Raw genomic sequence first — 24,761 nt, 5'->3', positions numbered from 1 at the left:
ATCTTTGGTCTTGATAAATGACCGAGTAACTTTTCCCCATTGATACATCTAAAGCGACTACAAACTCCATCATTGTTCCTCTTTTCATTTAGCATTGAAAGGTCTTCACTTAATCATTCCGATTCTAATTTCCTCTACACGAGCTCAATGGCCCCAACATACTTAAACCTGATTCAGTAATGAAAGTGAAGAAGCTCGGTTTTTAATACGGATTCTAGATCCTTGAGGCTTAGGTCGAGCTTTCTTTCACCTCTCACTATACGCCTAAACGAAAAATAGTGGGTAAGATTCATCCGTCGATGATCTTACCCACTAATCTTAGTATGTTTTTTGCATCCAAATTGCAGCTTTTTTTAGTATTGCAGCCTGTGCTCTCGCAGGGAAATGGTGTTCATAATTTGGAAAAAGCCATGTTTCGACTTGCTGCTGTCTGGCTTCTGGAATGGAATCCAAAAGTTGATAGACATGCTCATTCGAGACATGTTGATCCTTTTCACCATGTATTAATAAGAGTTCTGGTGAAAAGGAGTGAAGGTATTTTAAGGGTGTTCTTGCTTCATAACGATCTGGATACTTCCATGGTGTTCCACCGATTACACGTTTCATCATTTTCCTTAAATCAATCCGCTCCTCATAAGTAAGCACCATATCCGTAATACCGTTCCAAGACGTGACCGTTTTGGTTTGTGGGCGATATAAGCCTGTCCAAAGAGCCATAATGCCACCCCGTGAGAAACCGACAACATGAATGCCCTTTTCACTCGCAACAAAAGGATGTTGCTCAAGTAAATCAAATCCATTGATGGCATCAAATCGATCGTCCCCACAGAAATCTTCTCGTCCTTCACCACCACGATTTCCTCGATAATAAGGAGCGAATACAACAAAGCCCTCACTCGCCCATTGAATAATTCTCTGATGTCTTACCATTCCAACCGCTTTAATCCCACCTCTTAAGTAGAGTAACCCAGGTAGCTCTGTTTCATTGATTGGCTCAGCCATTAAACCGATAACGTTTAGGTCATTGCTTTTATACGTTACTTCAAACAAATGGATCTTCCTACTAGGTGAGGGTACTCTTATTTTCTCAATGATCATAACACCCTCCTTTTAGGCATACACCCTTTTCCTTCTTAGCGCATAGTGTAACAATAAAATCTTTTTCCCGTTCTCGTTCTAACCATAACATGTAAGGAGTGATTCGATGAAACGATTGCTTGCTTTTCTATCTGTCGCTTGTTCACTCGTCTTCATAGCAGGCTGTCAGTCAGATGGCCCAACAAAAACGCTTGAAGTCGCAGAAGTCACACGTTCTGTCTTCTATGCACCATTATACGTGGCCCTCTCAGAACGATTTTTTGAGGAAGAAGACCTTTCCATCGAATTAACCACAACTTGGGGCGGCGACAAAACGATGACAGCTTTATTATCTGGGGGGGCTGACATCGCACTTGTTGGGTCTGAAACCTCTATCTATGTTGCTGGTCAAGAAGCAACTGACCCTGCTATTAATTTCGCTGCATTAACGCAAACCGACGGCACGTTTCTCGTTGCCCGTGACCAAGTGGATTCATTTCAATGGAGCGACTTAAAAGGAACCACTTTTTTAGGTCAACGCAAAGGTGGAATGCCGCAAATGGTAGGGGAATTTGTTTTAAAGCAACATGATATAAATCCTCGAAACGATTTAACACTTTTGCAAAATGTGGATTTTGGCAACATTCCTAGTGCCTTTGCTTCTGGCACAGGTGACTATGTTCAATTGTTTGAACCTCAAGCCTCTACATTTGAGAAAGAGGGTCTCGGTCATGTCATCGCTTCGTTTGGCGCAGAATCTGGTCGTGTTCCCTATACGTCTTTTATGGCAAAACAAAGCATGATTGAAAAAGATGAAGATGCACTGATACGCTTTGCCAGCGCTATTTACAGAGGCCAACAGTATGTAGAAAAAGAAGACTCTACCACTATAGCCATGTCCATTCAAACCTATTTTGAAGATACAGAACTAGACATTCTCACTAGCGCGGTAGAGCGATACAAAGACCAGGGCTCATATGCGACAGATCCTTTATTAACTGAGGAAGCATGGGCTACATTAATCGCTATTATGGATGAAGCAGGCGAACTCCCACTTCATGTTCCATTCGATGAACTTGTTAATACAGCCATTGCTTCGAAGTCAATGGAATAGAGGAGGGAAATCATGTCAGATGTTTCAATGGATTCAGTCTCCTTAACCTATGTAAATGAGTCTGGCGCATTTCCCGCCCTGGAAAATGTCTCATTAACGATTAAAGAAGGAGAATTTGTTTCCTTTATTGGCCCAAGCGGATGTGGGAAAACGACTCTGCTATCGATTATTGCTGGCTTACTTGAGCAAACTAGTGGTTCCCTTCATATAAAGAATAAGGATTCAATTGGCTATATGTTGCAACACGACTATCTATTCCCATGGTTAACAATTGAACAAAACATGACCCTTGGGCAACGGATTCAACGAACCCATAATGAAGTCTCTCACCGGAAAGCGCTCCGGTGGCTTGAACGATTCGGTCTGTCCGATAAGAAATCCGATCTTCCTAAAGCTTTATCTGGAGGGATGAGACAACGTGTCGCATTAATTCGTACACTAGCAACCGATCCTTCTCTCATCCTTCTTGATGAGCCTTTTTCAGCATTAGATCAACAAACAAAATTAAAATTAGAGGATTTAGTTTCAAACACATTAAAAGCAGAAAAGAAAACCGCTATCCTCGTTACTCATGATATTAGTGAAGCCATAGCGATGAGCGATCGTGTCATTCTCTTTTCACCTCGTCCGGGTAAAGTTGCTCAAGTCTTTACGATTCCTCAAGACATTCGGGCATGTACGCCATTTGAAAGTAGACAGCATAAAGATTTTCAAGACCAGTTCCAATTAATATGGAAGGAGCTGGATCGGTTTGAATCCAACTAAATTACATGAGCAATTTGTTCTGGAAAAGAAAAAAGAAAAGCGCTTTGTGAGGGTAACCCAAGTCACCATTATTGTTGCTCTTATTGCCTTATGGGAGCTTGCCTCACGCATCGCGTGGATCGATCCTTTATTATTCAGTATGCCGTCACGCATTGTCACATTGCTTTATGAACACATAACAGCTGGAACTTTATGGATTCATGCGTCTGTTACAATGTTTGAAACGATCGTTGGCTTTTTACTAGGAACGATTGTCGGCACCTGTTTGGCTGCTTTACTCTGGTGGTCAAGACGATTATCCACCATTCTTGATCCGTTTCTAGTCATTCTTAATTCTATGCCGAAAGTAGCAATTGGACCGATCTTGATCGTTGGTATTGGACCTAACATCGGTTCCATTATTGCCATGGGCATGCTTGTGTCTGTTATTATTACCACTATGGTTGTGCATACAGCATTTAAAGAGGTTGACGAAAACTATATAAAAGTTCTTCAAACGTTCTCTGCCTCAAAAAAACAAATCTTTTTCAATGTCGTTTACCCTGCATCGATCCCTGTCATTATTTCCACCTTAAAGATGAATGTTGGTCTCGCATGGGTCGGCGTCATTGTCGGCGAATTTCTTGTCTCAAAACAAGGGTTAGGCTATTTAATCATCTATGGCTTCCAAGTATTTAACTTTAACCTTGTATTCATGAGTTTACTTGTTATCGCTATATTAGCCACCATTATGTATATCTTCGTTGAATACATTGAGAAAAAGATGACAAAATACAACATTTAGCGCCCTTAAATGAGGGCGTTATTTGCTTGTATAGAAAGATTTTCAAGTAAACAAGCCAATTGAAATGGCGTATTGAATTGCTTGGGGTACAACCTCATCTTGCATAATTGGACTGAATCGATTATCAGCTTTCATTCCAATAGGAAATTCGTCGATCAGCTTTACTCCATTTGTTTCGAATCCAGAAGGGGTTTCATCAAACCGTTTTACCTGAACAGCGTAGATAGATTTATAAAATACCTCTTGTGGATCTTGAACTTCATATTGACCGATATAGGAGATCCACTGGGCATAACCACCTGTTTCTTCCCATAGTTCACGCCTGACCGCTGCCTCAATCTCTTCATTGGCTTCCACTTTACCACCTGGACATTCATATCCTCTTGCTTTATGATCCGTTAAAACCCATGAACCTTGATACCGTGCAATAATAAGCACATGTTTTGGAGACGAAGTAAACGGTACTTCCTCCCCAAGTACAAGGTTTACTATATAGCCTTTCTTGTCCTGAAACGTTTGCATGGTACCCTCCTACTTTTACAGTGTGTCTCGTAAATTATAGAGGAAAAGCCAATTGAATTCTAACCTTACCATGTTTGCTTTTCTTTTTTCTCCGGTCGTATCCCCCATAAAACAAGCAAAATGGTAAGCAAAATCACAAATGAATTACCTGTGAATGTTATGAAATGATTCCCCTTCATGAAGATTGCAAACAATGGTGGGCCTGCCGCAACCCCAATAAATCGTGTACTATTGTAAAAAGAAGAAATAGACCCTCTCTGCTCTGCAGGTATTCCTTCTGTCACAAAGGCATCTAAACTAGGTAACGTAGCACCTATACCAATACCAGCTGCAAATAATGCTGTTAACATCATATATAATTCCTTATTGAACGAAATGACAAACACAGCTAGAGTGAGAAGAGATAGCCCACCAACCGTTAACCACTTCATCTTTAGCTGATCTTGTCCAATTCCTTTTCCAGCTACATAAGAAGTTAAACACAACGCAAGTAAAGGGAATGCAAGCATTACCCCCTTTTTCACACCATGAATGTGATGAGTCTCTTCTAAAAAAGTTGATAAGTAAAAGAGAATTCCAAAGAGAATGTACATAAGAATGCCACCAGTAATAAAGACAGTGTATAACCAACGACCTTCACGTTTAAAAATTTGCTTGACTGATTTCAGGAATTGCTTAAATTTCTTAGGTTTTTCTTTTTGCGGAGGCGTCTCAATAAAAAACCACACCATTATAATGGAAATCGCACAAAAAACAGGAAAAGCAAAAAACGGCAAATACCAAATTATTGAAGCAAGTAAAGCTCCAAATATCGGGCTAAGTACTTTTCCAAACGTATTAGAAGTCTCAATAATGCCTAAGCCTTCACTCACTTCTTGTTTCTTTTTAAACAAATCCCCAACAAATGGCATAACAATTGGTGCTGCACCTGCGGCACCAATGCCTTGCAACAATCGGCCAATAAAAATAATCCAATACGAATGGTCTATTTTCCACGCAGCTAATCCTGCTACAAGACCTCCAATTCCTGCTAAAAACAAACTCGGAATGATCACTTGTTTACGCCCGATATGATCTGATAAATAACCTGCAATTGGAATAAAAATGATTGCTACTACTGAGTAAGCGGTTATTAAAAGGCTTACCATAAAAGAACTGACATCTAACTCATTTCCTATTTTTGGGAGAACAGGGATAAGCATTGAATTACCTAATGTCATGACGAGGGGTACAGATGATAATGACAACAATCCCCACATCTTTTTTGAATTTTCCACGTTGTTCTTAGACCCCTTTTTTCCATGAGATACATGTAGTATGAGCAAACAGGAACAACGTATACACAATAGAAAAAGCCTGCTATCATAAATGACAGCAGAGCTATTATTAGTGAAGATGGTATTTTTCACTTTTCTTTAGTTGATCGTATACTTCTGCAATCGTTTTGTCTGAGTATGCATCTAGCTTTTCAACACGACTTTTATATTCGGATAAAAGTGATTCACGCTGAATGCCTTCTTCTAAAATATCCTCAAATACGTCTTCTAGAACATCATCCCGTCCTGAAACGATTCTTCCTTTCAAGATAATGCTTTTTCCTTCTTTTAAATCCGTAATCGATTCAATAGACGTAATCATAACTGCTGGATGATTGTCTTTGCTCGTAATGACGACACTCACCAGAATATGACGCTCCGCTTCTTGCTCTCGTTCAAATAAACGAGCATCCTCTTTGGAAATAACAGCATCAATAAACCACGTATGCTCTTCATTCTCCATATTAATAATAAGTCCCTCATAAAGCGGAATGGGTTCCTGAGTTACCTTCCCTTCCTGCCCATCAATTACTTGCATTGCGTATAGCTTGAACGTCTTCATTAAACGCCCCTCTTTCTACATTATGAGCTTTTTATTTCCTTAAACACTTGCTGAAGATGGTTTGACACAACCCATTTAAGCAACTCGTGTTCTTTTTCCACTAACTCTCGTTGCAGCTGATCTACACATTCCTTTTCAAGTTCGTCAAGCAAATAATAAGAAGGGTTTATCATTTTACTAACCGACTCCTCTTCACTCATTCATCCTGCAAGCTTGTCCATTCATGTATTTCGCTAAAAGATCGCACTTTCCTGCTTAAAACTGCTTTTGGTTGTAGGCTCTATGAAGTTGATCGAGTGCCTTCATTAAGGTTTCTCTTGATGTAGCAAGATTCATTCGCTCGTAGTGTTCGGCTTCCTCACCAAAGATCGGTCCATGATTTAAGGCCACTTTTGCCTCTTCAAGTAACCATTTTTTTCGTTCTTCTGCTGTGAAACCAAGCTCTTTGAAATTCATCCATAATAAATACGTTCCTTGAGGTTTCATTAATTGGATCTTTGGCATATGAGTACCGATATAATCCTCCACCAATGAATAATTCTCTTGAATATAGCGCATTAATTCCTTTAACCACGGCAATCCATGATCGTAGGCGGCTTTCGTAGCAACTTGTGAAAACATATTCGCACCAACAAAGGTATTTGCTAGTACTTGACGGTATTTAAGTCGAAGAGCTGGATCCTGTATTACAACATAAGCACCTTGTACACCAGCCAAATTAAACGTTTTTGTTGGTGCTAACGCTGTAAAAACACGATTTTCAAACGCTTCATTTACAGATGCAAACGGTGTATGGCTGTAACCATCAAACAATAAATCTGCATGAATCTCATCAGAAATAACATACACATTATGCTTTTGACAAATGGATGAAAGCTTACTTAATTCCTCTTTCGTCCATACTCGACCACCTGGATTGTGGGGGTGACATAAAATCAACATTTTTGTTTTTTCTGTTATCATTGATTCAAGACCATCAAAATCCATTTTATACAATCCATCTTCTAAAAGCAGAGGATTTTTGACAACGTTGCGATTATTCTTTTCAATCACATCATAAAACGGATAATAGACAGGCGTCTGAATAATAATATCGTCTTCTTCTTCACTAAATGTTCGAATTAAGTTGCTAATGGCTGGAACAACGCCAGTTACATGAACGATATCAGATTCTTGAATCGTCCAGTTGTACCTGTTTGTAAGCCAGTTAACAATGGATTGATTTACAGCAGGAGAAGCTGCAGTATATCCATAGACCCCATGTTCTACTTTTTCTTTTAATGCATCAATAACAGGTTGAGGTGCTTTAAAGTCCATATCTGCTACCCATAGTGGTAGCAAGCCCTCTTGACCAAACCGATCTTTGGCACCATCCCATTTCATTGAATCCGTTCCAACTCGGTTAATGGTTTCATTAAAATGACTCATCTACATGCTGCTAACGCAGACTCCCTCCTACTCACTCTATATTATATATACAGTGTAACATAAACAGCGATAACGGTCGGTGTTCAGGTTTCTTAAAAAATGATACACTATCAAAGTCGTTTAGAACAAAAGAAAGGAGTGATGGTAAATGGATGGGACATTCATCTGTGTTGAAGGTGTAATTGGCGTCGGAAAAACCACACTCGTAACAAAACTTTCCGCACAATTTCAAACAGAGCCATTGTACGAGATTGTAGCTGAGAATCCGTATTTGGAGAAATTTTATGATGACATGGACGCGTGGAGCTTTCAAACAGAGATGTTTTTTCTCTGCAATCGAGTGAAGCAATTAGAGGATATTGGAAAAATACTTACAGAAGGACAACCTGTATTATCCGATTACTATATAGGAAAAAATCTTATTTTTGCTCATCAGACGCTAGATGAACAAAAGTATGATCAATATAAACGTATATACAACATCGTAAGCGAACACTTACCTAAACCAAAAGGAATTCTTTATTTAAAGGCTGATTTTGATACAATTATGCACAGAATCAAACAAAGAGATCGCTCGTTTGAACGAAAAATGGACCCATTTTATATTCAATCTTTAATGCAAGACTATGATCAAGCAATGACCGCAATAAGCGACGTCATTCCTGTGTTGACCATTGACACGACTCATCTTGATTTTGTCACGAATCAAGACGATCTTAATTTAATCATCCAACAGATTACCTCTACATTCGGTTCATTAAAGGAGAATAAACATGACTAGTATTCCATCTAACGCGATTATTACAGTTGCTGGAACTGTCGGTGTTGGTAAAACAACTATGACGAAAAAGCTTGCTCAAGCATTACAATTCAAAACATCCTTTGAAAAAGTCGACAACAACCCATACTTAGATAAATTTTATGCAGATTTTGAGCGATGGAGCTTTCATCTTCAAATCTATTTTTTAGCAGAACGATTTAAAGAACAAAAAGCAATGGTAGAAGACGGAGGAGGCTATGTACAAGATCGCTCTATCTACGAAGATACGGGGATTTTCGCTAAAATGCATGCTGATAAAGGTACGATGACGAAAGTCGACTACGAAACGTATACAAGCCTATTTGAAGCCATGGTGTTAAATCCTTATTTCCCTACTCCAGATGTTCTCATTTATATAGATGGTGATTTAGATGCCATCATTAACCGTATTCAAAGTCGTGGCAGAGAAATGGAAAAACAAACCTCAACAACCTATTGGGAAGAAATGCACGGCCGTTATCAAGATTGGATTTCATCTTTCACTGCTTGCCCTGTTTTAAAGCTTAATATCCAAGACTATGATTTAATTAACGATGAAACGTGTATTCAAGACATTGTAAAAAAAGTGGAACAGTACTTTTAATTTACTTAAGGAAATAATCACCGACTTGTATTTTTCTACCATTAGTGGCAACCTCGTCTAACTGGTTGCCACGGTTTTTCTTTTCCGGTATATGCGGTGTTGCTAGTAGCCAGTAAACATCGTCCCACTTATCTTTTTTTATAAGCTTAATCATTTCCACGATATCGTCACGAACTAAGAAATGCACGTCAGTCGCCGCTGCTAATTGCCAACAAGAGTCTGTTACGCTTTCAGCCGTTGTCAGAACAACACTTTTTGATGCTTGATAATACGCTTTTGCTGCATAAATCTCTTGAACACTACTTAATCCCAGATTTGCGCCATAGCGCTTTAGTTGAATAACTATCGTCTCATTATCATCATCTATTAAGACTAAATCTGCACCGTAATCTCTGCTTTTCTTCGTCTGCCACGTCTTATATCCGCTCGCAGCATAGACTACAGCCATATAGTCTTCAAAGGCATGTCCATCCATTCGATCAATCTGCCGAAGTGTCACTTTTTTAACATCTGTTTGCTTGCGACGGAAGGCTTTCTGCCAAATCCATATAGTCAATAGGATGATAAGACTGACGCCAATAATGCCAATAAGTTGATTAAATTCCATTTTCACTCTATCCTTTATGTTCGTCTCTTTGGAAGCATACACAAATTGTACGTACACGTCAAAAAAAGTAAGCAACAGCCATAAGCTGTGCTCACTTTTTCTTCTTTATGCTTTTTTATTGCTCATATGCTGCATTGATTTCATCAACTATCATTTTGACAGATTCTAGACCACTACCACTTAAATACCATACTTCACTATTTAACTGATAAATATTGTCGTCTTGATACGCATTTGTGCGTTGAACTTCTTCATTTCCTAATACTTGATCAGCTGTTGCAGAATTTCCAATTGACGCACCTCGGTCAATCGCAAAAATGTAGTCAGGATTTGTTTTAGAAAAATATTCGTTTGAGACATTGCTGCCATGACCTTCAGCTGGAATATCTTCGTCTGCTGCCGGAATGTTCATGACATCATGAATAATTCCAAAGCGGGAGCCGATTCCATATGCGCTTGCAGAGCCTTCATCAATTGAAACAATTAATGCATTTGCTTCACTTTCAGCTGCTCGGCCTTGAACGTTTTCAATAACATTGTTAATCTCATCTAATTGGCTATCTACTTCCTCAGAAGCATCAAAGATTTCGCCGAGAACACTCATGTTTCTTTCAAATGTCTCCATAAAATTTTGATTATCTACTTGTAAAAAGACAGTTGGTGCAATTTCGCTTAACTCTTCGTAATTGTCCGATGCACGTCCTGAAATAAAGATAACGTCAGGGTCCATTTCGTAAATCTTTTCAAAGTCTGGCTCGAATAAAGAGCCAATGTTCTCAACATCACCACTTTCTAATTCTTGCAAATATTCAGGAACATTACTCCCCATTGGAATACCAGAAATATCTCCTCCAATAGCCCTGATAGAATCTGTTACACCGTGGTCAAATGAAATGACTTTTTCTGGATTAACCGGAACCTCTATCATATCACCATTCATTGTCTCTACTTCAACAGTTTGTTGCTCTTCTGTATCGTTTGCTTCACCTGAAGAGACGTCATTCGTATTCTCTTCGCTCTCTCCATTCCCACATGCTGCTAGAAATAATGCTGCTCCTGCTGTTACAAACCACTTACTTGATGTTTTCATTTATATAATCCTCCTAAGAAATGTTGGTTTATCTTTGTCATCCTTTTTACGTGCTATGTAGTAAATACGTTCAAACCCACCTCCCTCGATTACTAAAGCCTTTAATTAAAGTACACACAAATTTTATTGCAATTGACTTCTTGTATGGCGATTTCCATATCATAAATATTGCGCAGTGAATCTGAATTGATGATGTCGTGACAATGACCTTCTTCAACAATCTCCCCATTTTTCATGGCCACAATATTATCAGAGTAACAAGAGGCAAAATTAATGTCATGAACGACTATAAGAATGGTCTTATTGCGCTCATCAACTAAGCGCCGTAGTGTTTTCATAATTGAAACAGAGTGCTTCATGTCCAAATTGTTTAAAGGCTCATCAAGAATAATGTACTCTGTATCTTGTGCCAGAACCATTGCAATATAGGCTCGCTGACGCTGTCCACCGCTTAACTGATCTAAATATTTATCTTGAATATCTCGCAGAGACATAAAATCAATTGCATCTTCTACAAATGCCCAGTCTTCCTTTGTTAACCGATTTTGTGAATAAGGAAATCGTCCAAAGCTCACTAATTCGCGAATCGTCAATCGAATGTTAATGTTATTCGCTTGTTTTAAGATTGAGATCTTTTTTGCTAGATCTTTGCTTTTATAGGATTCAATTTCTTTACCATCAATTAAGACTTCCCCATTATCTTTTTTGGCAATACGGCTAATAAGAGAAATTAAGGTACTTTTCCCAGCACCATTTGGCCCAATAAAAGAAGTAATGGTGCCTTTTTTTACGTCAACACTGACGTTATCTAGCACTTTTTTTCCGTCATAATGCTTACTTACTCCGTTTACTTGTATCGCCACTGGTAACGTTTTCCGATCAATCCGTATTTCGCGATCAATTAATGCTGTTGTCATGTCGTTTTCGTCCCCCTTAATAATAAGTAAATGAAGTAAATACCACCGACGAAGTTAATGAATACACTCAGTGGTGCAGAATATGAAAATACTCGTTCCACTAATAATGTTCCTCCTACTAAAGCGATGATGCTGACTAGTGCGCTTACTGCAGCCATATGAGTGTGTCTAAAAGTCGGCAACATCTCTCTAGCTACGTTTACAACGAGTAATCCTAGGAACAAAATGGGCCCAACTAGCGCTGTGGAAATGGCTACGAAAATGGCTATCATAATGAGAAATTTTCGAATCGCTTTATCATAGGGAACACCTAGATTAATCGCTTGGTCTCTTCCTAATGAAATAGCATCCAAATATTTCAGGTATGGCCATATGTAAAGCATTGTACACCCAATTAACACCGCTGATAGCCACAGTAGGTCTACGTGAATATTACTAAAACTAGCAAACATGCGGTTTTGGATTGTCAAAAAGTCATTTGGATCAATGATCACTTGCATAAACGTTGAAAGACTAGAAAATAGCGTTCCAAAAACAATTCCTACTAGTAATAAAAAGTAAAGATTTTGTTGTTCACGTCTAAAAAGCATGACGTAAAGTAAGAGTGCAAATAATACCATAAAAACAATGGATAAGCCGTAATTTACGTAGCGGCTTACTGCCACTATTCCTGCTGTGCCAAATACAAACACCAGAATGGTTTGAATGAGCACATAGAGCGAATCAAGCCCAATAATACTTGGTGTTAAGATACGATTGTTCGTAATGGTTTGGAAGACCAATGTTGAAAAAGCAATTACCGCGCCTACTATAATAATAGCTATTACACTTTTCGCTCGTCGTGGAAGTGCATAACCCCATACCCCAGGCGATATTCCTGAGAATAAATAAAGGAGAACTAATACAAGCGCCCCGAGGGCGAAGCCAATATAAATCCATTTAGCTCGCATACTTTGGCCTCCTTAAGAGCAAATAAAGGAAAATCCCGCTCCCAATGACGCCTACCATTAAACCAATTGGTATTTCGTATGGATAAATAAGGACTCGACCTAAAATATCACATGCCAGGAGGAAAATAGCTCCAAATAACGCCGTATGCGGTAAACTGTTCTTTAAATTGTCTCCACGCATAATAGATACAATATTCGGTATAATCAACCCTAAAAAAGGAACTGATCCAATCGTAACGACAATTGTAGCTGTGACCATCGCGACAATGAGTAAACCGATATTCATAATGCGGTTATAATTCATTCCCAAGTTTGTTGCGAAATCTTTCCCTAAACCAGCAACCGTGAAACGATTGGCAAACAGGAATGCAATAAACATTAAAGGAATACCTATGTAAAGCAATTCAAAATTCCCACGAATGACAAGGGCAAAATTTCCTTGCATCCAAGAGGAAAGAGATTGTATTAAATCGTTTTGATACGCAATGAACGTTGTAATCGAATTTACAACACTTCCAAGCATTAAGCCTACCAATGGTACAAAAATGACATTTTTAAAACGAATTCGTTCTAAAATTTTCATGAATAATAGCGTGCCACCTAGCGCAAAAGCAAATGCGACAAGCATACGCTCCATTGTACTTGCCTGCGTAAATACAAGCATGGCTACTAAGATACCTAAGCGAGCCCAATCCATGGTTCCAGCCGTTGTAGGCGATACAAATTTGTTCTGCGTTAATTGCTGCATAATCAACCCACATACACTTAGGCTAACGCCAACAATGAGAATGCTCAAAAGTCTTGGAACTCGGTTTATTACAATTGTTTGGACTTCATCATCAGTTAAACGAAAAAGATCAAGTGGTGAAATGTCGTGTGCACCAATAAAAAGTGAACTAATCGATAACACAATGAGAATCGGCAAGAGAATCTTTATTTTCATGCTGTTCTGTACATGATTAAACCATGCATGTACCTCCCTCTCTTTAATAGTGATACTCATTATCAATTACATTCCCATTCTACCATCTCACACGTGAGAGTCAAGGGTAAATGAGAAAGAATATCATTATTAATTAGAAAGACCGTTACATGTGCATACAAAAAAACATAGCTCATAAGGAGCTATGTTTATCCCGTTTATAGTAAAACCAATAAAAGAACGTTAGAATGGCGCCACTAAGGAAGAACCCCCCCAGTACATCTGTCGGGAAATGCACCCCCAAGTAAACTCTTGATAGTCCCATTAATACAATCATCATTATTGAAAAACTACAAATAGCAAAACGAATAGATCGATGTTCACTTCGTTTCCAAATAAGAAAAGCGACTACGCTATAAAAGGATACAGCTCCCATTGTATGTCCGCTAGGAAAACTATAAGTCGACAGTTCAATAATCATAAATTCTTCTGGTCTAACTCGAGCCACGCTGTATTTTGCAGCAGTATTTAAAATACCTGTTGTAAGCAATACCGATGCTGAGAAAGAGACGTCTTTAAGTGGAGAACGGCTGACCAACAAAAACGTTATGAGCAAAATCCCTAAGATGACAACCATTTTTGTTGAACCAACAAAAGCCAGGCCATCCATTAGCATAAGCAAACCATCTGTACGATTTTGTTCAAACCACGATAGAATGGCGCGATCAAAGGCGGTTACAACGGTGGTTCGGTAAGTTAAGAAAACTACGAAAAAAGCCACAACAAGTAGCACACTTACGCGCAGTGGCGTTTTTTGAATACTGTTCATCCTACTCTCCTCGTAAACTTATCCTGTTACGTCCACGCTACAAACTTAGACGAACAGATCTTTTGAAATCATTTCCATAATCGCGTTTTAGTTTCCACAGATAGTGGAATAACTAAACTGGGAGTGATCATCATGATAGAAAAGCAACTAAACCAGACCGATCAATTAATTGACAAACTGATACAACAAGGGATCTATAAAATAAATGATCGACACTTATTCGAGTTAAGTGAAGAAGAAATTAAAGGGTTTTACTCAGTATGGGGGAAAGAAGAGTAGTGACAACTTTACACTACTCTTCCTCCAGCTTGAGGCCCAAAGAATGGTTCAAACCAGTGACTCGCATAAACAGAAACAATTCCAAACACAATTGCCCAAATGACAACCCCTACTAACGTCCAAAAAATAGCCAAACCTTTTGGTACACCTAACGCTACAGCCGTAGCAGCCGATAAATGACTACTTAGCAAAAAAGACCCTAAGATACCAACTCCAGGCATACCATACTTCTCTAAGTACTTCTGCGTTTTTTCTTTTCGTCTATTTGGCTTTTCTTCTCCTTTTTCTTTTGCTCGCTTCACCATAAGTGAACGAATTTTGTCACCTAAAAGAACAATAGCAACTACACCAAAGCTATTCCCGATAATGGAAACAATGACTACAGGGATAACAGGCTCTCCCATCAAAATGACACCTACTGGGACTGCAATCATGTATTCCACTAATGGAATAAACGACCCAATTAATAAAACGAGCATGAGTGATAAATCGACTTCAGCCATATTCTTTTTCTCCTTTATTTACACTAGAATCAACCAATTAACAAAAAAAGCGCATGAGCAGCGTCTTCTTTATGAGCTCATTACAGCTAAACGATGTGTACTAACTGAATGGCATCTTTGACTAAGCAACTAGAATAGCAGCTTAATCATAAAAGAAGAACGTCCAACTCAAAGCGCTTCAAAACCGTATTTCAGTAATTAGAAATTAATGACACCAAATCCCATTAATACCACAACTAGTACTAACACAAGAACGATAAACAGCGAACCAAGACTATTTTCATTCCGCTTTGCCTTTCCAGCCGCCATTTCCATAAATCCAATCACTAATACAGCTAGAAGACCTTTTACAACGTAGAAGAGATTAAAGTTAAGCGCAACCAACATCCCTATTCCAGATACAAGCATGAAGAGATAGAATAGTCTTGTAATCATATGTAAGATTGTAGCTGCTTTCAATTTTCTACTTCTATATAAAACAAACGCAACAATAAAAAGGACAACTAGAAATGCCCAAGAACCTTCGTGTATACCTCTGAAAATGTTATAGTACTCCGTAAAAAAGTCCATTTTTGTTCATCCTCCTTTCCATTATTTCTCTGTTAATAGTATACCGTCTCTGTTTGCAAAATGCGAATGTTACGAAGTAGGATACTGATTCAGATTTTGCTTAAGCTTCGCGTAACGTCTTAGCATCGCAATTCTCCAAGGCAAGAGCATGGAAAATGCCAAAATAAAAAACATACCTGATAGCTCGGCTGGATCAATGTTCTGCCCGACAACTAACCGAAAAACAATACGAACAAGTAGCAGGATAACAAGAATATAAGCAAATGCCTTTGAGCGCTTTAAATAAATATCGCCATCACGAATTTCAAATTTAGACGTGTAAATCAATATGAGAGAAAAAATAAATCCAACAACCACTGCTTCAATGACGTAAAATAATGGAGGTCGAGTTGGTTCATAAAGGAACATGAGTGCTCCTGTAGACATAGCGAGAGGGGGAATCATAATTCGTCTTGCTGAAGTCGGCCTTTTGGCAGCTTTCATTCGAATAATAAGAGCCGCACTTCCCATTAATGCCGCAATGACAATGGGGATGACAACTAAAACCCAATTTGTTTCTTCCATAATAATCACCCTAACATAGGCATTCATTTGATATGTACTGAATAAAAGGTGCCTTGCGATTATACAAGGCACCTCTTTTTTATTAGAACAATGGAGCTAGCATAGAGAAGCCGATGATGACGGCAAATAAAAGAACCAAATGGTTTAATGAGAAAACAAACATAAATGTCGCCCACTTCTTAGGTTCCATTCGCTTATGCCCAACAATGCTCATAATAAGCCAAGCGAATGCTAAAAGAAATGCAACAACTGTTATCACCCAACTTACTGACACAAATAAAAAACTTGCAGCTATAAGGGCAACTAAATAAATGTTCGTTTGCACGTACGTACGTCTAAACCCTTTTACAACTGGTAGCATTGGTACGTTTGCCGCTTTATACTCATCATGTCTACGTATCGCAATCGCATAAAAATGCGGCATTTGCCAAATAACCATGACAACAAAAAGTCCTAAAATAGCTGGGTGTAATAAATCTGGAGAAATGGCAGCCCAACCAATTAATGGCGGAACGGCTCCACCAATACTCCCAATTTCCGTGTTGTAGATCGTCCGTCTCTTTGACCACATTGTATAAGGAACAACATACAAAAACAGACCTAAGAAACCAAACAAAGCAGCAAGTGGTGTCGCTAACAGCAGCAAAAGAATTCCAACTAGCGATAATGAAATCCCTAGAATTAGCGCATTTAATGGCTGCATTCTCCCTGTAACCGTCGGTCTATTTTTCGTTCGATCCATAATGGCGTCAATATCTCTGTCATATAAGTTATTAAAAGCTCCTGCAGCTCCTATAACCAGTGCTGAACCAATGACAGCAAATAGTATTTCCATAAAACGCTCGTTGAGTGTTGTCCCACTTACATAGAGCGCCAGACTTAGACCAGCAATCATTGCTAATAAGTTTGATTTTATAATCCCCGTCTTTAATGTTTCTGATAATACTTGTGAGAATGCCTGCTTAGGCGCAGCAAGAGAGGCTTTCTTTTCTATTTTTATTGACCGCAATCCTCTCTTCCCCCCCATCTGTTAGTATGATTCGTTAAAAGAATACCTTCATTTTATCATAAACTTTGAACGTAGAAAGAAGCTGACAAAACTGTCGTTTGCTTGTCAAGAAGTTATGGCTAATTCTTGAACAACCCTTGTCCTTTTCACATCTCTTCTATTATACGCTTTTTAAATAGTAATGCAAAGCAAATCACGAACAAATATGAATTTTTGTCAGTAAACGTTGAAGCATGTCTTAACCTAGCCCATTTGAACATGATATGATAGGGTAGATTATAACTTATGGACAAAAGGAGTCATAAACCAATGTCAAACCTGTTAATTTTCGGTCACAAAAATCCAGACACAGACACGATTTGTTCTGCTATTGCATATGCAGATCTTAAATCCCAATTAGGCTATCAAGTAGAAGCCGTTCGCTTAGGAGAAATAAGTAGCGAAACAGCTTATGCCCTTGAAACGTTTCAAGTAGAGGCACCGCGTTTCATTCAATCTGCCTCAAGTGAGACAAAAGAAGTCATTTTAGTCGATCACAACGAGCATCAGCAAAGTGTTGATGATATAGATAGCGTTCATGTTCGTGAAGTGATTGATCATCACCGCATTGCTAATTTTGAAACAGCAGACCCAGTTTATTATCGTGCAGAACCTGTTGGTTGCACAGCAACAATTATTTACAAAATTTATCAAGAAAAAGGATTGTCCATTCCTAAACATATAGCGGGACTGATGCTTTCTGCTATTATTTCAGATTCTCTTCTCTTTAAATCCCCAACGTGTACGGAGGAAGACGTAGCAGTTGCAAAAGAATTAGAGCGTATTGCCGAAATTGAAGCTGCAACCTATGGCTTAAATATGTTGAAAGCAGGAGCAGATGTTTCTAGTAAAACATCAAAAGAACTGTTGACAATTGATGCAAAAGAATTCTCAATGAATGATTTTTCAGTAGAAATTGCACAAGTGAACACCGTTGATATTCAAGAGATTTTAACAAGAAAACAAGAGCTTGAGACGGAGATAAACAGCACAATCAAAGCAAGAAACTTGGATCTTTACGTGTTAATTATTACGGACATCTTAGAAAACAATTCCACAGCTTTCGTAATTGGAGAAAAAACGGCTGTTTTTGAAGAAGCATTCAACACTTCTTTAACTCAACATATAGCGTCACTCCCTGGCGTTGTATCACGAAAAAAACAAGTGGTTCCTCCGTTAACCGAAAGCTTTTTAAACAAATAGAGTAGGCATTCGCCTACTCTATTTCTTATTAACGCTTTTGCTCTTCCTTTGGTACACGGTCCCGATAGAACTCATATTCACCAGTGTGCTCAATAACCGCGCTCACCGTAATGTTTCTAAGTGAGGATTCATTTAATTGAAACGATTGTTCTAACCGTTGATACGAGCGAATGTCACTTCGATAAAAATGGTTTTCTAAACTGTATACGTCTTTTCCTTCTTCCAAACTAAGCCGATACGTGTCTCTTATTTGTTTTTCGATTGCTTCTTTAATAAGTTCAAGAAGTTCATTTATCGTTTTAGAAGCACCTAAGGTTTCGTCTGGTGGAAAATCTAAAAGCGATGCATTTATGTCAATATACAAGTCAAAAAACACTTCTTCATTAATCACTTCTATATCCACTACACTTTTTGGACGAATGACATTTAAAGCTGCAACTGTTTTCCCCTCTTCTTCAATTTGGAGTGGGCTAATGTCGGTTTGATAAGTAAGCCAACGTAAGCCAGCAAGCTGAAGATCGGTAAACGCGCTTATTTCTGACCCACCTTTTAACAAAATGGCACCATCTGAAGACAAGGAATCTTTTTTCTGCCCATTGTTATTTTTTAATTCTTTTTTGTTAACGCCAATTCTCGGTAACACAACGGTACGGCCTTTTTCTGGGAAATTGCGCATAAGCTGGTGCAATGTAAGTGGTTCAATAAATGCTCGTTCTTTGTAAACCGAATTTGGGTTAAACAGCTCGGTATGAACAATGTCGCCAAACATGTTCGTCAAAAGGAGAATATCTTCCAAGTTTTCTTGAGTGCCAAACACCCAAGGGGTAGTGCGAATTTGTTGAAAGCGATACAGTCCCTCATTGATATCGATAAGCGGCTCGTGTTTAAGCGCGTTCATATTATAAACGATAACATTAACGTGACCCCAGTGAAGAACTTGGTTGGATCTTGAGCTAAAATTCTCTAAAGCCATTAAGATTGTTTCCCCTCTCGCTTTACCTACCCAAGCACCTGATTTTTCTTGATTCATACCTTCTTGATTCACAGAAAGCTGAACAAAATCCACTGACTGTCCGTATATGACATAATCCTTTTCGTCCTCATCATAGTCAATGCCAAGGGCGGTAATGTACTGAATATCTTGAAGATCAGTCGAATCCCAACAGGCACTTAAACAGATTGCGCCTAAAACGAACATGAGCACCAATTTTTTCACATTACCTCCTCCTTGTTGAGTCAATCGTCTTTAATGTTTCTGCTCTTCGCTTACGCCATTTCCATGGTTTTACTAGGACAGATGACAAAAAGTCCTTTTTATTAAAAGGGGATAAAGGCGATAGATAAGGCATACCAAAAGATTCTAAACTAGCTAAATGAACAATAATCGAAATGAGCGCAATACAAAAGCCAAACATCCCTAAAAAGGCTGATAAACTAAGCACGTATATACGAATGATGGAGACGGTTCCTGATAAAACTTGGTTTGTAATGGCAAATGTGGAGACAACCGTTAACCCAACAACAACGAGCATAGTAGGTGACGTTAGACCTGCACGAATGGCTGCATCTCCAATAATAAGACCTCCTACCACAGCTAACGTTTGTCCTACGGATTTCGGTAATGTCGTGCCTGCTTCTCTAAATAATTCGAACAACACAATCATGAGAAAGATTTCCATAACTGAGGAGAGAGGTAAACCAAGTCTTGATACATAAATTGTTGCTAAGAAAGGAAGCGGAAGCTGATCAACGTGAAACGTGTTTAATGCGATCCAAAATCCTGGTAGAAGGAGTGAAAGTATTAAACCCGTCATTCGTAACAAGCGTTGAAATGCAACAGAAAGATAGGAATTATGAAGGTCTTCTGCTGTTTTTAGAAGAAACATTAAATTTACAGGTGCAATAACAGCTCCTGGTGAACCGTCAACAAGGACTGCAAAGCGACCATTCTCTAAACAAGAAGACACAAAATCAGGCCTACTTGAAAAAACGGTAAGAGGAAAAAACGTAAACTTTGTATTGCTTAACCTTTCTTCTATTTCAGCTAAACTTAGAACAGAATCCGTATCAATTGACTGAATTTGAGATCGGACGTCTTTTAATACTTCTTTACGTGCAATATCTTTCATATAAAGAAGCGATAGTTGGACTTGCCCTCTTTTTCCCACTATAAACGTTTCATTTACTAAGGCACTTGTACGTAGTCGCTTTCGAACAAGGGCTATATTCTCTTCCACATCTTCTGTGAAACCATCCCGTGGACCACGAAATGAAATCTCTGTATTTGATTCTTCTGGCTTTCTTTTAGGAAACTGAGGCAATTCTATTTGTGTGAGCAAATTATTCTTCTGATCGTAAAAAAGGACAAAGCCAGAAAATATGCTCCTTATAATCTCTTCTTCACTAGCGTCCTCACTGATTTTACTTGCTTGAAGGCGATGAAGTGATGATGAATGATTAAAAAAGGATGAGTTGCTTTGATGATACAATTCATACATTAGAGGAATGGTCACGGTGTTTAATGTTTTCACATCAACGATTGAATGGCAATACACCATCTCTACCGTTTCTTCTTTAAATGGGAGTTGCTCACTAACAATATCATCGCTTGTCTCAATCTTCTTTAGAATGGACTGATAAATGTGCTTAGAAGGATACGCCATCTTGATTTCTCCTTTTCTTAGGTTTTTTCACTTTTTTCAAGCTGACTAACCAAAGCCAAAGCAGCGTTAGAAACGTAAATAAGAGGGAGAAAGGCATATAAAATCGACTGAGATAGACAGAAAATATCGGTTCATCTAAAGGAATAAATAAGGCTAACCACAATAAGAGACAAAGTGTCATAATGGTAATAAATCGAGCCTTTGGAGATGACTTTCCTAATAAGTCTGCAGCTACGTACAAGCCTATCGCTTGTCTCGTAAATGCACCTGCTAACCATTGAAAAATCGAAAAAAAGTCAAGTCTTGTTAAGTATTTCCCTAACTCTAATATTCTCCATTGCGAAAAGGCTGGGTACTTCATGCGCTGTGCCTCTTCAATTCCAAAGATTGTTATGGCTCCTACCAGTGGACCTAGTGCAAGCCCAAACAATAAAAAAGCAACTATATATAAATGAGATTTCTTTAACTTCGTACGAGCGTGATGTTGAATAAACAGTATAAAGATTAGTTCAGCAAAACCACATGTGGCTAAAAAAGCACTTGCTAACATTTCCCAATATCCATTTTCAAAAACAGGTAGTAAGAGTGTATAATCTTTTTCTTTTATGTTTCCGATCCCAACTAAAAATCCAAAAGAAACAACAATCGGTAGCAGGATCCCTGCTGTAAATGCAATAGTGCGAATGCCATAAAAAGCAGCAATGCCACAAAGTAATAGGTAAGGAAGTGCTAAGACAGGATTCGGTGTTAACAGTAAGTATGTACTTGTTGTCCAACTAATCGTTGAATAAAGGGTTGCATAACTAAAAACGGTTAAATAAAGAAATAACCAAGATCTAAATAAAAGAGCGTATACACTAGAAGAGCGAGCGCTCACAAAGTCGACAATATGCTCTTGCTTTGTTCGTTTATTAATAAAAACAATAACCGGTACCCAAATTAATAAGAATATCGCTGAGAAGAGTACACCTACCCACGAATCTTTTTCACCAAACTGCAAAAGAATGGGCATCATGATAACGTGATTCATTAATCCACTTGAGAGCAATATGACTGGGAACAGCTGAAACATCGTAACAGATCGCAATTCTTTCACCTCATTTTTGGCGTGTACCGTTATCATTCCAGAGTTGAATGAATTTATTCAACTACAAAAAAGCCCGCATTCATAAAAGAATGCGAGCTTTTCCTTCTAAAAGAAGAAGTCAGCAATGATAAGCATAATTAGTGAAACAAACCAAGCGATTGTTGTTGGAACAGACCAGACAAGAATTTGTTCTTTTGCTTGCTTAATGCCAATTGTTCGGTTTACAACCCAGAATAGACTATCATTAAAATAAGAGAAAAACAGCGAGCCTAACGCAGCCGCTTGGGCCGCTAGAACCATGTTTACATCCATACCTGCTAGAATAGGAGCTGTTATGGAAGCAGCGGTAATCATCGCAACAGTTCCACTACCTTGAATAAAGCGAACGAGCGTTGCCACTACGAAAGGTAATAAAATCGCCGGAATTCCTGTATTTACGACAATTTCTGCAATATGGTCGCCAACGCCCGTTGAACGAAGGACGAAGCCTAATGCACCACCTGCTCCAGTCACAAGTAATACGATACCTGCTTGCTTAATTCCTTCCTCCATACGATCGAGAGCTTCCGAACGCTGAACGTGTCCAAACAATCCATAAATGGCTAGTAAAACACCAATTCCTACTGCGATGATAGGTGAGCCGAAGAACTGAACATATTCAATCCATAAGCCGCTTATGTTCATTGCGGCAGTCGTCGTGTTTAAAAAGATTAAGAAAACCGGTACAAAAATCGGTAAAGCAGATCGTAACAATGACGGTAAGTCTTTGTTTTCTTTTTCTTCAATCCACTCTTCAATTGTTACTTCTTTTTCAGGACGAATCCAATCCAGTCCATCTTCACTTGGAAGTTGGTAAATGCGCTTCCCTAACCATTTTGCATAAAGTACCATTGCAATAACGATCGGAATACCAAACAACATACCTGTAATAATCATCCAGCCAATATCGATATCAAAGATTCCAGCTACGCCTAATGGACCAGGTGTCGGAGGAACCGCACTGTGAATAACAACAGCACCACCTGCTAATGCAACCGCAAGCGTTACGATAGAGCGCCCTGTTTTCTTTGATAACGCTTTCGCAAGTGGACTTAAAATGATGAATGCCGAGTCTACAAAAATGGGGATAGACACAATATAGCCAGTGAGAGCCATAGCCCACTCTTCTTTTCGTCTTCCTAGCCACTTTACGACAGTATAAGCTAACCGTTCAGCAGCTCCTGAAACTTCTAAAATACGTCCCATCATAACACCGAAACCGATGACAATCGCGATGGAGCCTAGCGTATTTCCAAAACCTTGTGTGATGGCGTCTACAACGGCAGTTGGTGTCATGCCGCCAACTAATCCAGTGATCGATGCCGCAATAATTAGTGCTAAAAACACGTGAACCTTTGTTTTTACGACTAAAAAGATTAAAACGATAATTGCAATGACAAGACCTAGTATCATTTGTGTACCAGATACGTCCATTTTTCTGTCCTCCAATACGCGTAAGCGCTTTAATTGTTCCTAAACTATGTGAAGGGCTTTTATAGCCCTTCACGATTACTCTTCTTCTTTATTTCCCTACAAAATGTGGTGCGTATTTAGCAGCTAATTTAATGGATTCTTCCATAGAAACTGAGCTTGCGATACCTTGTCCTGCAATATCAAAAGCTGTTCCATGATCAACCGATGTTCTTAGGAACGGTAGACCGTTTGTAATGGAGATTGTACGGTGGAAGTCTGTCATTTTTGCTGCAATATGCCCTTGATCATGATAAAGAGAAAGAACTGCATCATAACGTCCATTTAAGGCTTGGAAGAATACAGAGTCAGCCGGTACCGGACCAACCGCATCAATACCGCTTTCTTTCGCAAGCTCAATTCCAGGTTTAATCTCATCCATTTCTTCAGTTCCGAAAAGACCATTTTCTCCGCTATGTGGGTTCAATCCCGCTACAGCAAACTTTCGGTTCTCAACACCTAACTGCTGAAGCGCAGCATCACAACGAACAAGATAATCGTGTACGCGTTCCTTTGTCATTTGCCCAATTGCATCTTTCAAAGATAAGTGACGAGTTAAGAAAAAGATTCGCATATTACGTACTTCGAACATCGTTAACGGGTCATCAATGTTCGCAATACCAGCTAACATTTCAGTATGCCCAATGTAAGGAACATTTGCTGCTTTTAACGATTCTTTGTTAATAGGCGCTGTTGCCATTGCTTGGGCTTCATTAGATTGGCACAATTCAGCAGCATGCTTAATGTATTGAAAAGCAGCCTCTCCATTCGCTGCATTCACTTGACCAAACTCATATTCTGGTAAGTCAGGAAAGTCAATAATATCCACTGTACCGAACTCGCCTTTTGCTTCACTCGGCTTTTCAATCTTATTCAATGTGAAATCAACTTCTTTTACCGAAAATAAGTTTTCTAAGACTCTAGCATTCCCTATAACAACTGGCGTGCATAGATCATAAATCTCTTTTTTATTTAAAGAACCAAGAGTAATCTCTGGTCCAATTCCTGCTGGGTCTCCCATTGTAATGGCAATAACTGGTTTCATCTCA

General features: G+C 38.8%; 28 protein-coding genes. 7 read left to right on the top strand and 21 right to left on the bottom strand.

Annotated elements, in window-relative coordinates; genetic code table 11:
- Positions 1-318 precede the first annotated feature (318 nt).
- The gene (locus BK583_RS06250) at positions 319-1,098 is read right to left on the bottom strand and encodes an alpha/beta hydrolase family protein (RefSeq protein ID WP_055737453.1); all 780 of its coding nucleotides are present in this window, start codon (positions 1,096-1,098) and stop codon (positions 319-321) included.
- Positions 1,099-1,204: 106 nt separating this feature from the next.
- Between BK583_RS06250 and BK583_RS06245 the strand changes: the two genes are divergently transcribed.
- Genes BK583_RS06245 through BK583_RS06235 form a run of 3 tightly spaced genes read left to right on the top strand, consistent with a single transcriptional unit; the run spans position 1,205 to position 3,740 of the window.
- Complete coding sequence (locus tag BK583_RS06245; protein ID WP_055737454.1) at positions 1,205-2,191, top strand: ABC transporter substrate-binding protein; 987 nt, start codon at positions 1,205-1,207, stop codon at positions 2,189-2,191.
- Positions 2,192-2,203: 12 nt separating this feature from the next.
- Entirely contained in the window at positions 2,204-2,956 is a 753-nt protein-coding gene (locus BK583_RS06240; RefSeq protein ID WP_038482114.1) for an ABC transporter ATP-binding protein, read from the top strand.
- Positions 2,943-3,740, top strand: coding sequence for an ABC transporter permease (locus tag BK583_RS06235; protein ID WP_055737455.1), 798 nt, complete (start codon positions 2,943-2,945; stop codon positions 3,738-3,740). The genes BK583_RS06240 and BK583_RS06235 overlap by 14 nt, the downstream gene beginning before the upstream one ends.
- Positions 3,741-3,782: 42 nt before the next feature.
- On the opposite strand, the gene ytkD is transcribed toward BK583_RS06235, so the two are convergent.
- From ytkD to BK583_RS06215, 5 genes are all read right to left on the bottom strand, one after another.
- The gene (gene ytkD, locus BK583_RS06230; RefSeq protein ID WP_038482120.1) at positions 3,783-4,262 is read right to left on the bottom strand and encodes an RNA deprotection pyrophosphohydrolase; all 480 of its coding nucleotides are present in this window, start codon (positions 4,260-4,262) and stop codon (positions 3,783-3,785) included.
- A 65-nt stretch (positions 4,263-4,327) separates the two neighbouring features.
- Positions 4,328-5,539 carry an MFS transporter gene (locus tag BK583_RS06225; protein ID WP_371836669.1) on the bottom strand — a complete coding sequence of 404 codons (1,212 nt, stop codon included), beginning with the start codon at positions 5,537-5,539 and terminating at the stop codon, positions 4,328-4,330.
- A 109-nt stretch (positions 5,540-5,648) separates the two neighbouring features.
- The gene (locus BK583_RS06220) at positions 5,649-6,140 is read right to left on the bottom strand and encodes a YwpF-like family protein (RefSeq protein WP_038482123.1); all 492 of its coding nucleotides are present in this window, start codon (positions 6,138-6,140) and stop codon (positions 5,649-5,651) included.
- Positions 6,141-6,160: 20 nt separating this feature from the next.
- Entirely contained in the window at positions 6,161-6,340 is a 180-nt protein-coding gene (locus BK583_RS20430; RefSeq protein ID WP_134258625.1) for a hypothetical protein, read from the bottom strand.
- Positions 6,341-6,395: 55 nt separating this feature from the next.
- The gene (locus BK583_RS06215; protein WP_038482126.1) at positions 6,396-7,568 is read right to left on the bottom strand and encodes a MalY/PatB family protein; all 1,173 of its coding nucleotides are present in this window, start codon (positions 7,566-7,568) and stop codon (positions 6,396-6,398) included.
- Positions 7,569-7,716: 148 nt separating this feature from the next.
- Between BK583_RS06215 and BK583_RS06210 the strand changes: the two genes are divergently transcribed.
- Together BK583_RS06210 and BK583_RS06205 are read left to right on the top strand one after the other, a co-directional pair.
- On the top strand, positions 7,717-8,349 hold the full coding sequence (locus BK583_RS06210) for a deoxynucleoside kinase (RefSeq protein ID WP_038482128.1): 633 nt from the start codon (positions 7,717-7,719) through the stop codon (positions 8,347-8,349).
- Positions 8,342-8,971 carry a deoxynucleoside kinase gene (locus tag BK583_RS06205; protein ID WP_038482131.1) on the top strand — a complete coding sequence of 210 codons (630 nt, stop codon included), beginning with the start codon at positions 8,342-8,344 and terminating at the stop codon, positions 8,969-8,971. Before BK583_RS06210 ends, BK583_RS06205 begins: the two co-directional genes overlap by 8 nt.
- Position 8,972: 1 nt before the next feature.
- Here BK583_RS06205 and BK583_RS06200 read toward each other — a convergent pair whose 3' ends face one another.
- From BK583_RS06200 to BK583_RS06175, 6 genes are all read right to left on the bottom strand, one after another.
- Positions 8,973-9,578, bottom strand: a complete 606-nt coding sequence (locus BK583_RS06200) for a restriction endonuclease (protein WP_055737456.1) — start codon at positions 9,576-9,578, stop codon at positions 8,973-8,975.
- Positions 9,579-9,693: 115 nt separating this feature from the next.
- Positions 9,694-10,668 carry a siderophore ABC transporter substrate-binding protein gene (locus BK583_RS06195; protein WP_055737457.1) on the bottom strand — a complete coding sequence of 325 codons (975 nt, stop codon included), beginning with the start codon at positions 10,666-10,668 and terminating at the stop codon, positions 9,694-9,696.
- A 101-nt stretch (positions 10,669-10,769) separates the two neighbouring features.
- A complete protein-coding gene (locus BK583_RS06190; RefSeq protein WP_051667583.1) occupies positions 10,770-11,585 on the bottom strand; it encodes an iron ABC transporter ATP-binding protein in 816 nt (271 codons plus the stop codon).
- Positions 11,582-12,535 carry an iron chelate uptake ABC transporter family permease subunit gene (locus BK583_RS06185; protein WP_055737458.1) on the bottom strand — a complete coding sequence of 318 codons (954 nt, stop codon included), beginning with the start codon at positions 12,533-12,535 and terminating at the stop codon, positions 11,582-11,584. The genes BK583_RS06190 and BK583_RS06185 overlap by 4 nt, the downstream gene beginning before the upstream one ends.
- Positions 12,525-13,478: an ABC transporter permease gene (locus BK583_RS06180; RefSeq protein ID WP_055737459.1), complete on the bottom strand. Its 954-nt coding sequence runs from the start codon at positions 13,476-13,478 to the stop codon at positions 12,525-12,527. Before BK583_RS06180 ends, BK583_RS06185 begins: the two co-directional genes overlap by 11 nt.
- A 172-nt stretch (positions 13,479-13,650) precedes the next feature.
- Positions 13,651-14,286, bottom strand: coding sequence for a phosphatase PAP2 family protein (locus BK583_RS06175; protein ID WP_055737460.1), 636 nt, complete (start codon positions 14,284-14,286; stop codon positions 13,651-13,653).
- Positions 14,287-14,418: 132 nt separating this feature from the next.
- On the opposite strand from BK583_RS06175, the gene BK583_RS06170 reads away from it, so the two are divergent.
- Positions 14,419-14,565: a Fur-regulated basic protein FbpA gene (locus BK583_RS06170; protein WP_078440069.1), complete on the top strand. Its 147-nt coding sequence runs from the start codon at positions 14,419-14,421 to the stop codon at positions 14,563-14,565.
- A gap of 8 nt (positions 14,566-14,573) precedes the next feature.
- Here BK583_RS06170 and BK583_RS06165 read toward each other — a convergent pair whose 3' ends face one another.
- From BK583_RS06165 to cyoE, 4 genes are all read right to left on the bottom strand, one after another.
- Entirely contained in the window at positions 14,574-15,068 is a 495-nt protein-coding gene (locus BK583_RS06165; RefSeq protein ID WP_038482145.1) for a small multi-drug export protein, read from the bottom strand.
- Positions 15,069-15,266: 198 nt separating this feature from the next.
- Complete coding sequence (locus tag BK583_RS06160; RefSeq protein ID WP_038482148.1) at positions 15,267-15,638, bottom strand: DUF1516 family protein; 372 nt, start codon at positions 15,636-15,638, stop codon at positions 15,267-15,269.
- 69 nt (positions 15,639-15,707) lie between these two features.
- Positions 15,708-16,202, bottom strand: a complete 495-nt coding sequence (locus tag BK583_RS06155; protein ID WP_038482152.1) for a CcdC family protein — start codon at positions 16,200-16,202, stop codon at positions 15,708-15,710.
- Between the two features lie 82 nt (positions 16,203-16,284).
- Complete coding sequence (gene cyoE / locus BK583_RS06150; protein ID WP_038485935.1) at positions 16,285-17,196, bottom strand: heme o synthase; 912 nt, start codon at positions 17,194-17,196, stop codon at positions 16,285-16,287.
- A gap of 324 nt (positions 17,197-17,520) precedes the next feature.
- Between cyoE and BK583_RS06145 the strand changes: the two genes are divergently transcribed.
- Positions 17,521-18,453 (top strand): manganese-dependent inorganic pyrophosphatase, encoded by a 933-nt coding sequence (locus BK583_RS06145; RefSeq protein WP_055737462.1) that lies wholly within the window; start codon positions 17,521-17,523, stop codon positions 18,451-18,453.
- A 28-nt stretch (positions 18,454-18,481) separates the two neighbouring features.
- On the opposite strand, the gene BK583_RS06140 is transcribed toward BK583_RS06145, so the two are convergent.
- The 5 genes from BK583_RS06140 to pdxA all read right to left on the bottom strand — a co-directional run bounded on the left by BK583_RS06140 (position 18,482) and on the right by pdxA (position 24,757).
- The gene (locus BK583_RS06140) at positions 18,482-19,669 is read right to left on the bottom strand and encodes a Ger(x)C family spore germination protein (RefSeq protein ID WP_055737463.1); all 1,188 of its coding nucleotides are present in this window, start codon (positions 19,667-19,669) and stop codon (positions 18,482-18,484) included.
- Position 19,670: 1 nt separating this feature from the next.
- Positions 19,671-21,116, bottom strand: a complete 1,446-nt coding sequence (locus tag BK583_RS06135; RefSeq protein ID WP_055737464.1) for a spore germination protein — start codon at positions 21,114-21,116, stop codon at positions 19,671-19,673.
- Positions 21,100-22,203: an endospore germination permease gene (locus BK583_RS06130; RefSeq protein WP_055737465.1), complete on the bottom strand. Its 1,104-nt coding sequence runs from the start codon at positions 22,201-22,203 to the stop codon at positions 21,100-21,102. Before BK583_RS06130 ends, BK583_RS06135 begins: the two co-directional genes overlap by 17 nt.
- 105 nt (positions 22,204-22,308) lie before the next feature.
- Positions 22,309-23,676, bottom strand: a complete 1,368-nt coding sequence (locus BK583_RS06125; RefSeq protein WP_055737466.1) for a GntP family permease — start codon at positions 23,674-23,676, stop codon at positions 22,309-22,311.
- Between the two features lie 88 nt (positions 23,677-23,764).
- On the bottom strand, positions 23,765-24,757 hold the full coding sequence (pdxA, locus tag BK583_RS06120; RefSeq protein WP_055737467.1) for a 4-hydroxythreonine-4-phosphate dehydrogenase PdxA: 993 nt from the start codon (positions 24,755-24,757) through the stop codon (positions 23,765-23,767).
- Between the last annotated feature and the right edge of the window lie 4 nt (positions 24,758-24,761).

This window comes from Shouchella oshimensis (assembly GCF_002019765.1).
In the GTDB taxonomy this organism is placed as follows: Bacteria; Bacillota; Bacilli; order Bacillales; family Bacillaceae_D; genus Shouchella; species Shouchella oshimensis.
This window is presented reverse-complemented; position numbering and strand designations above follow the sequence as displayed.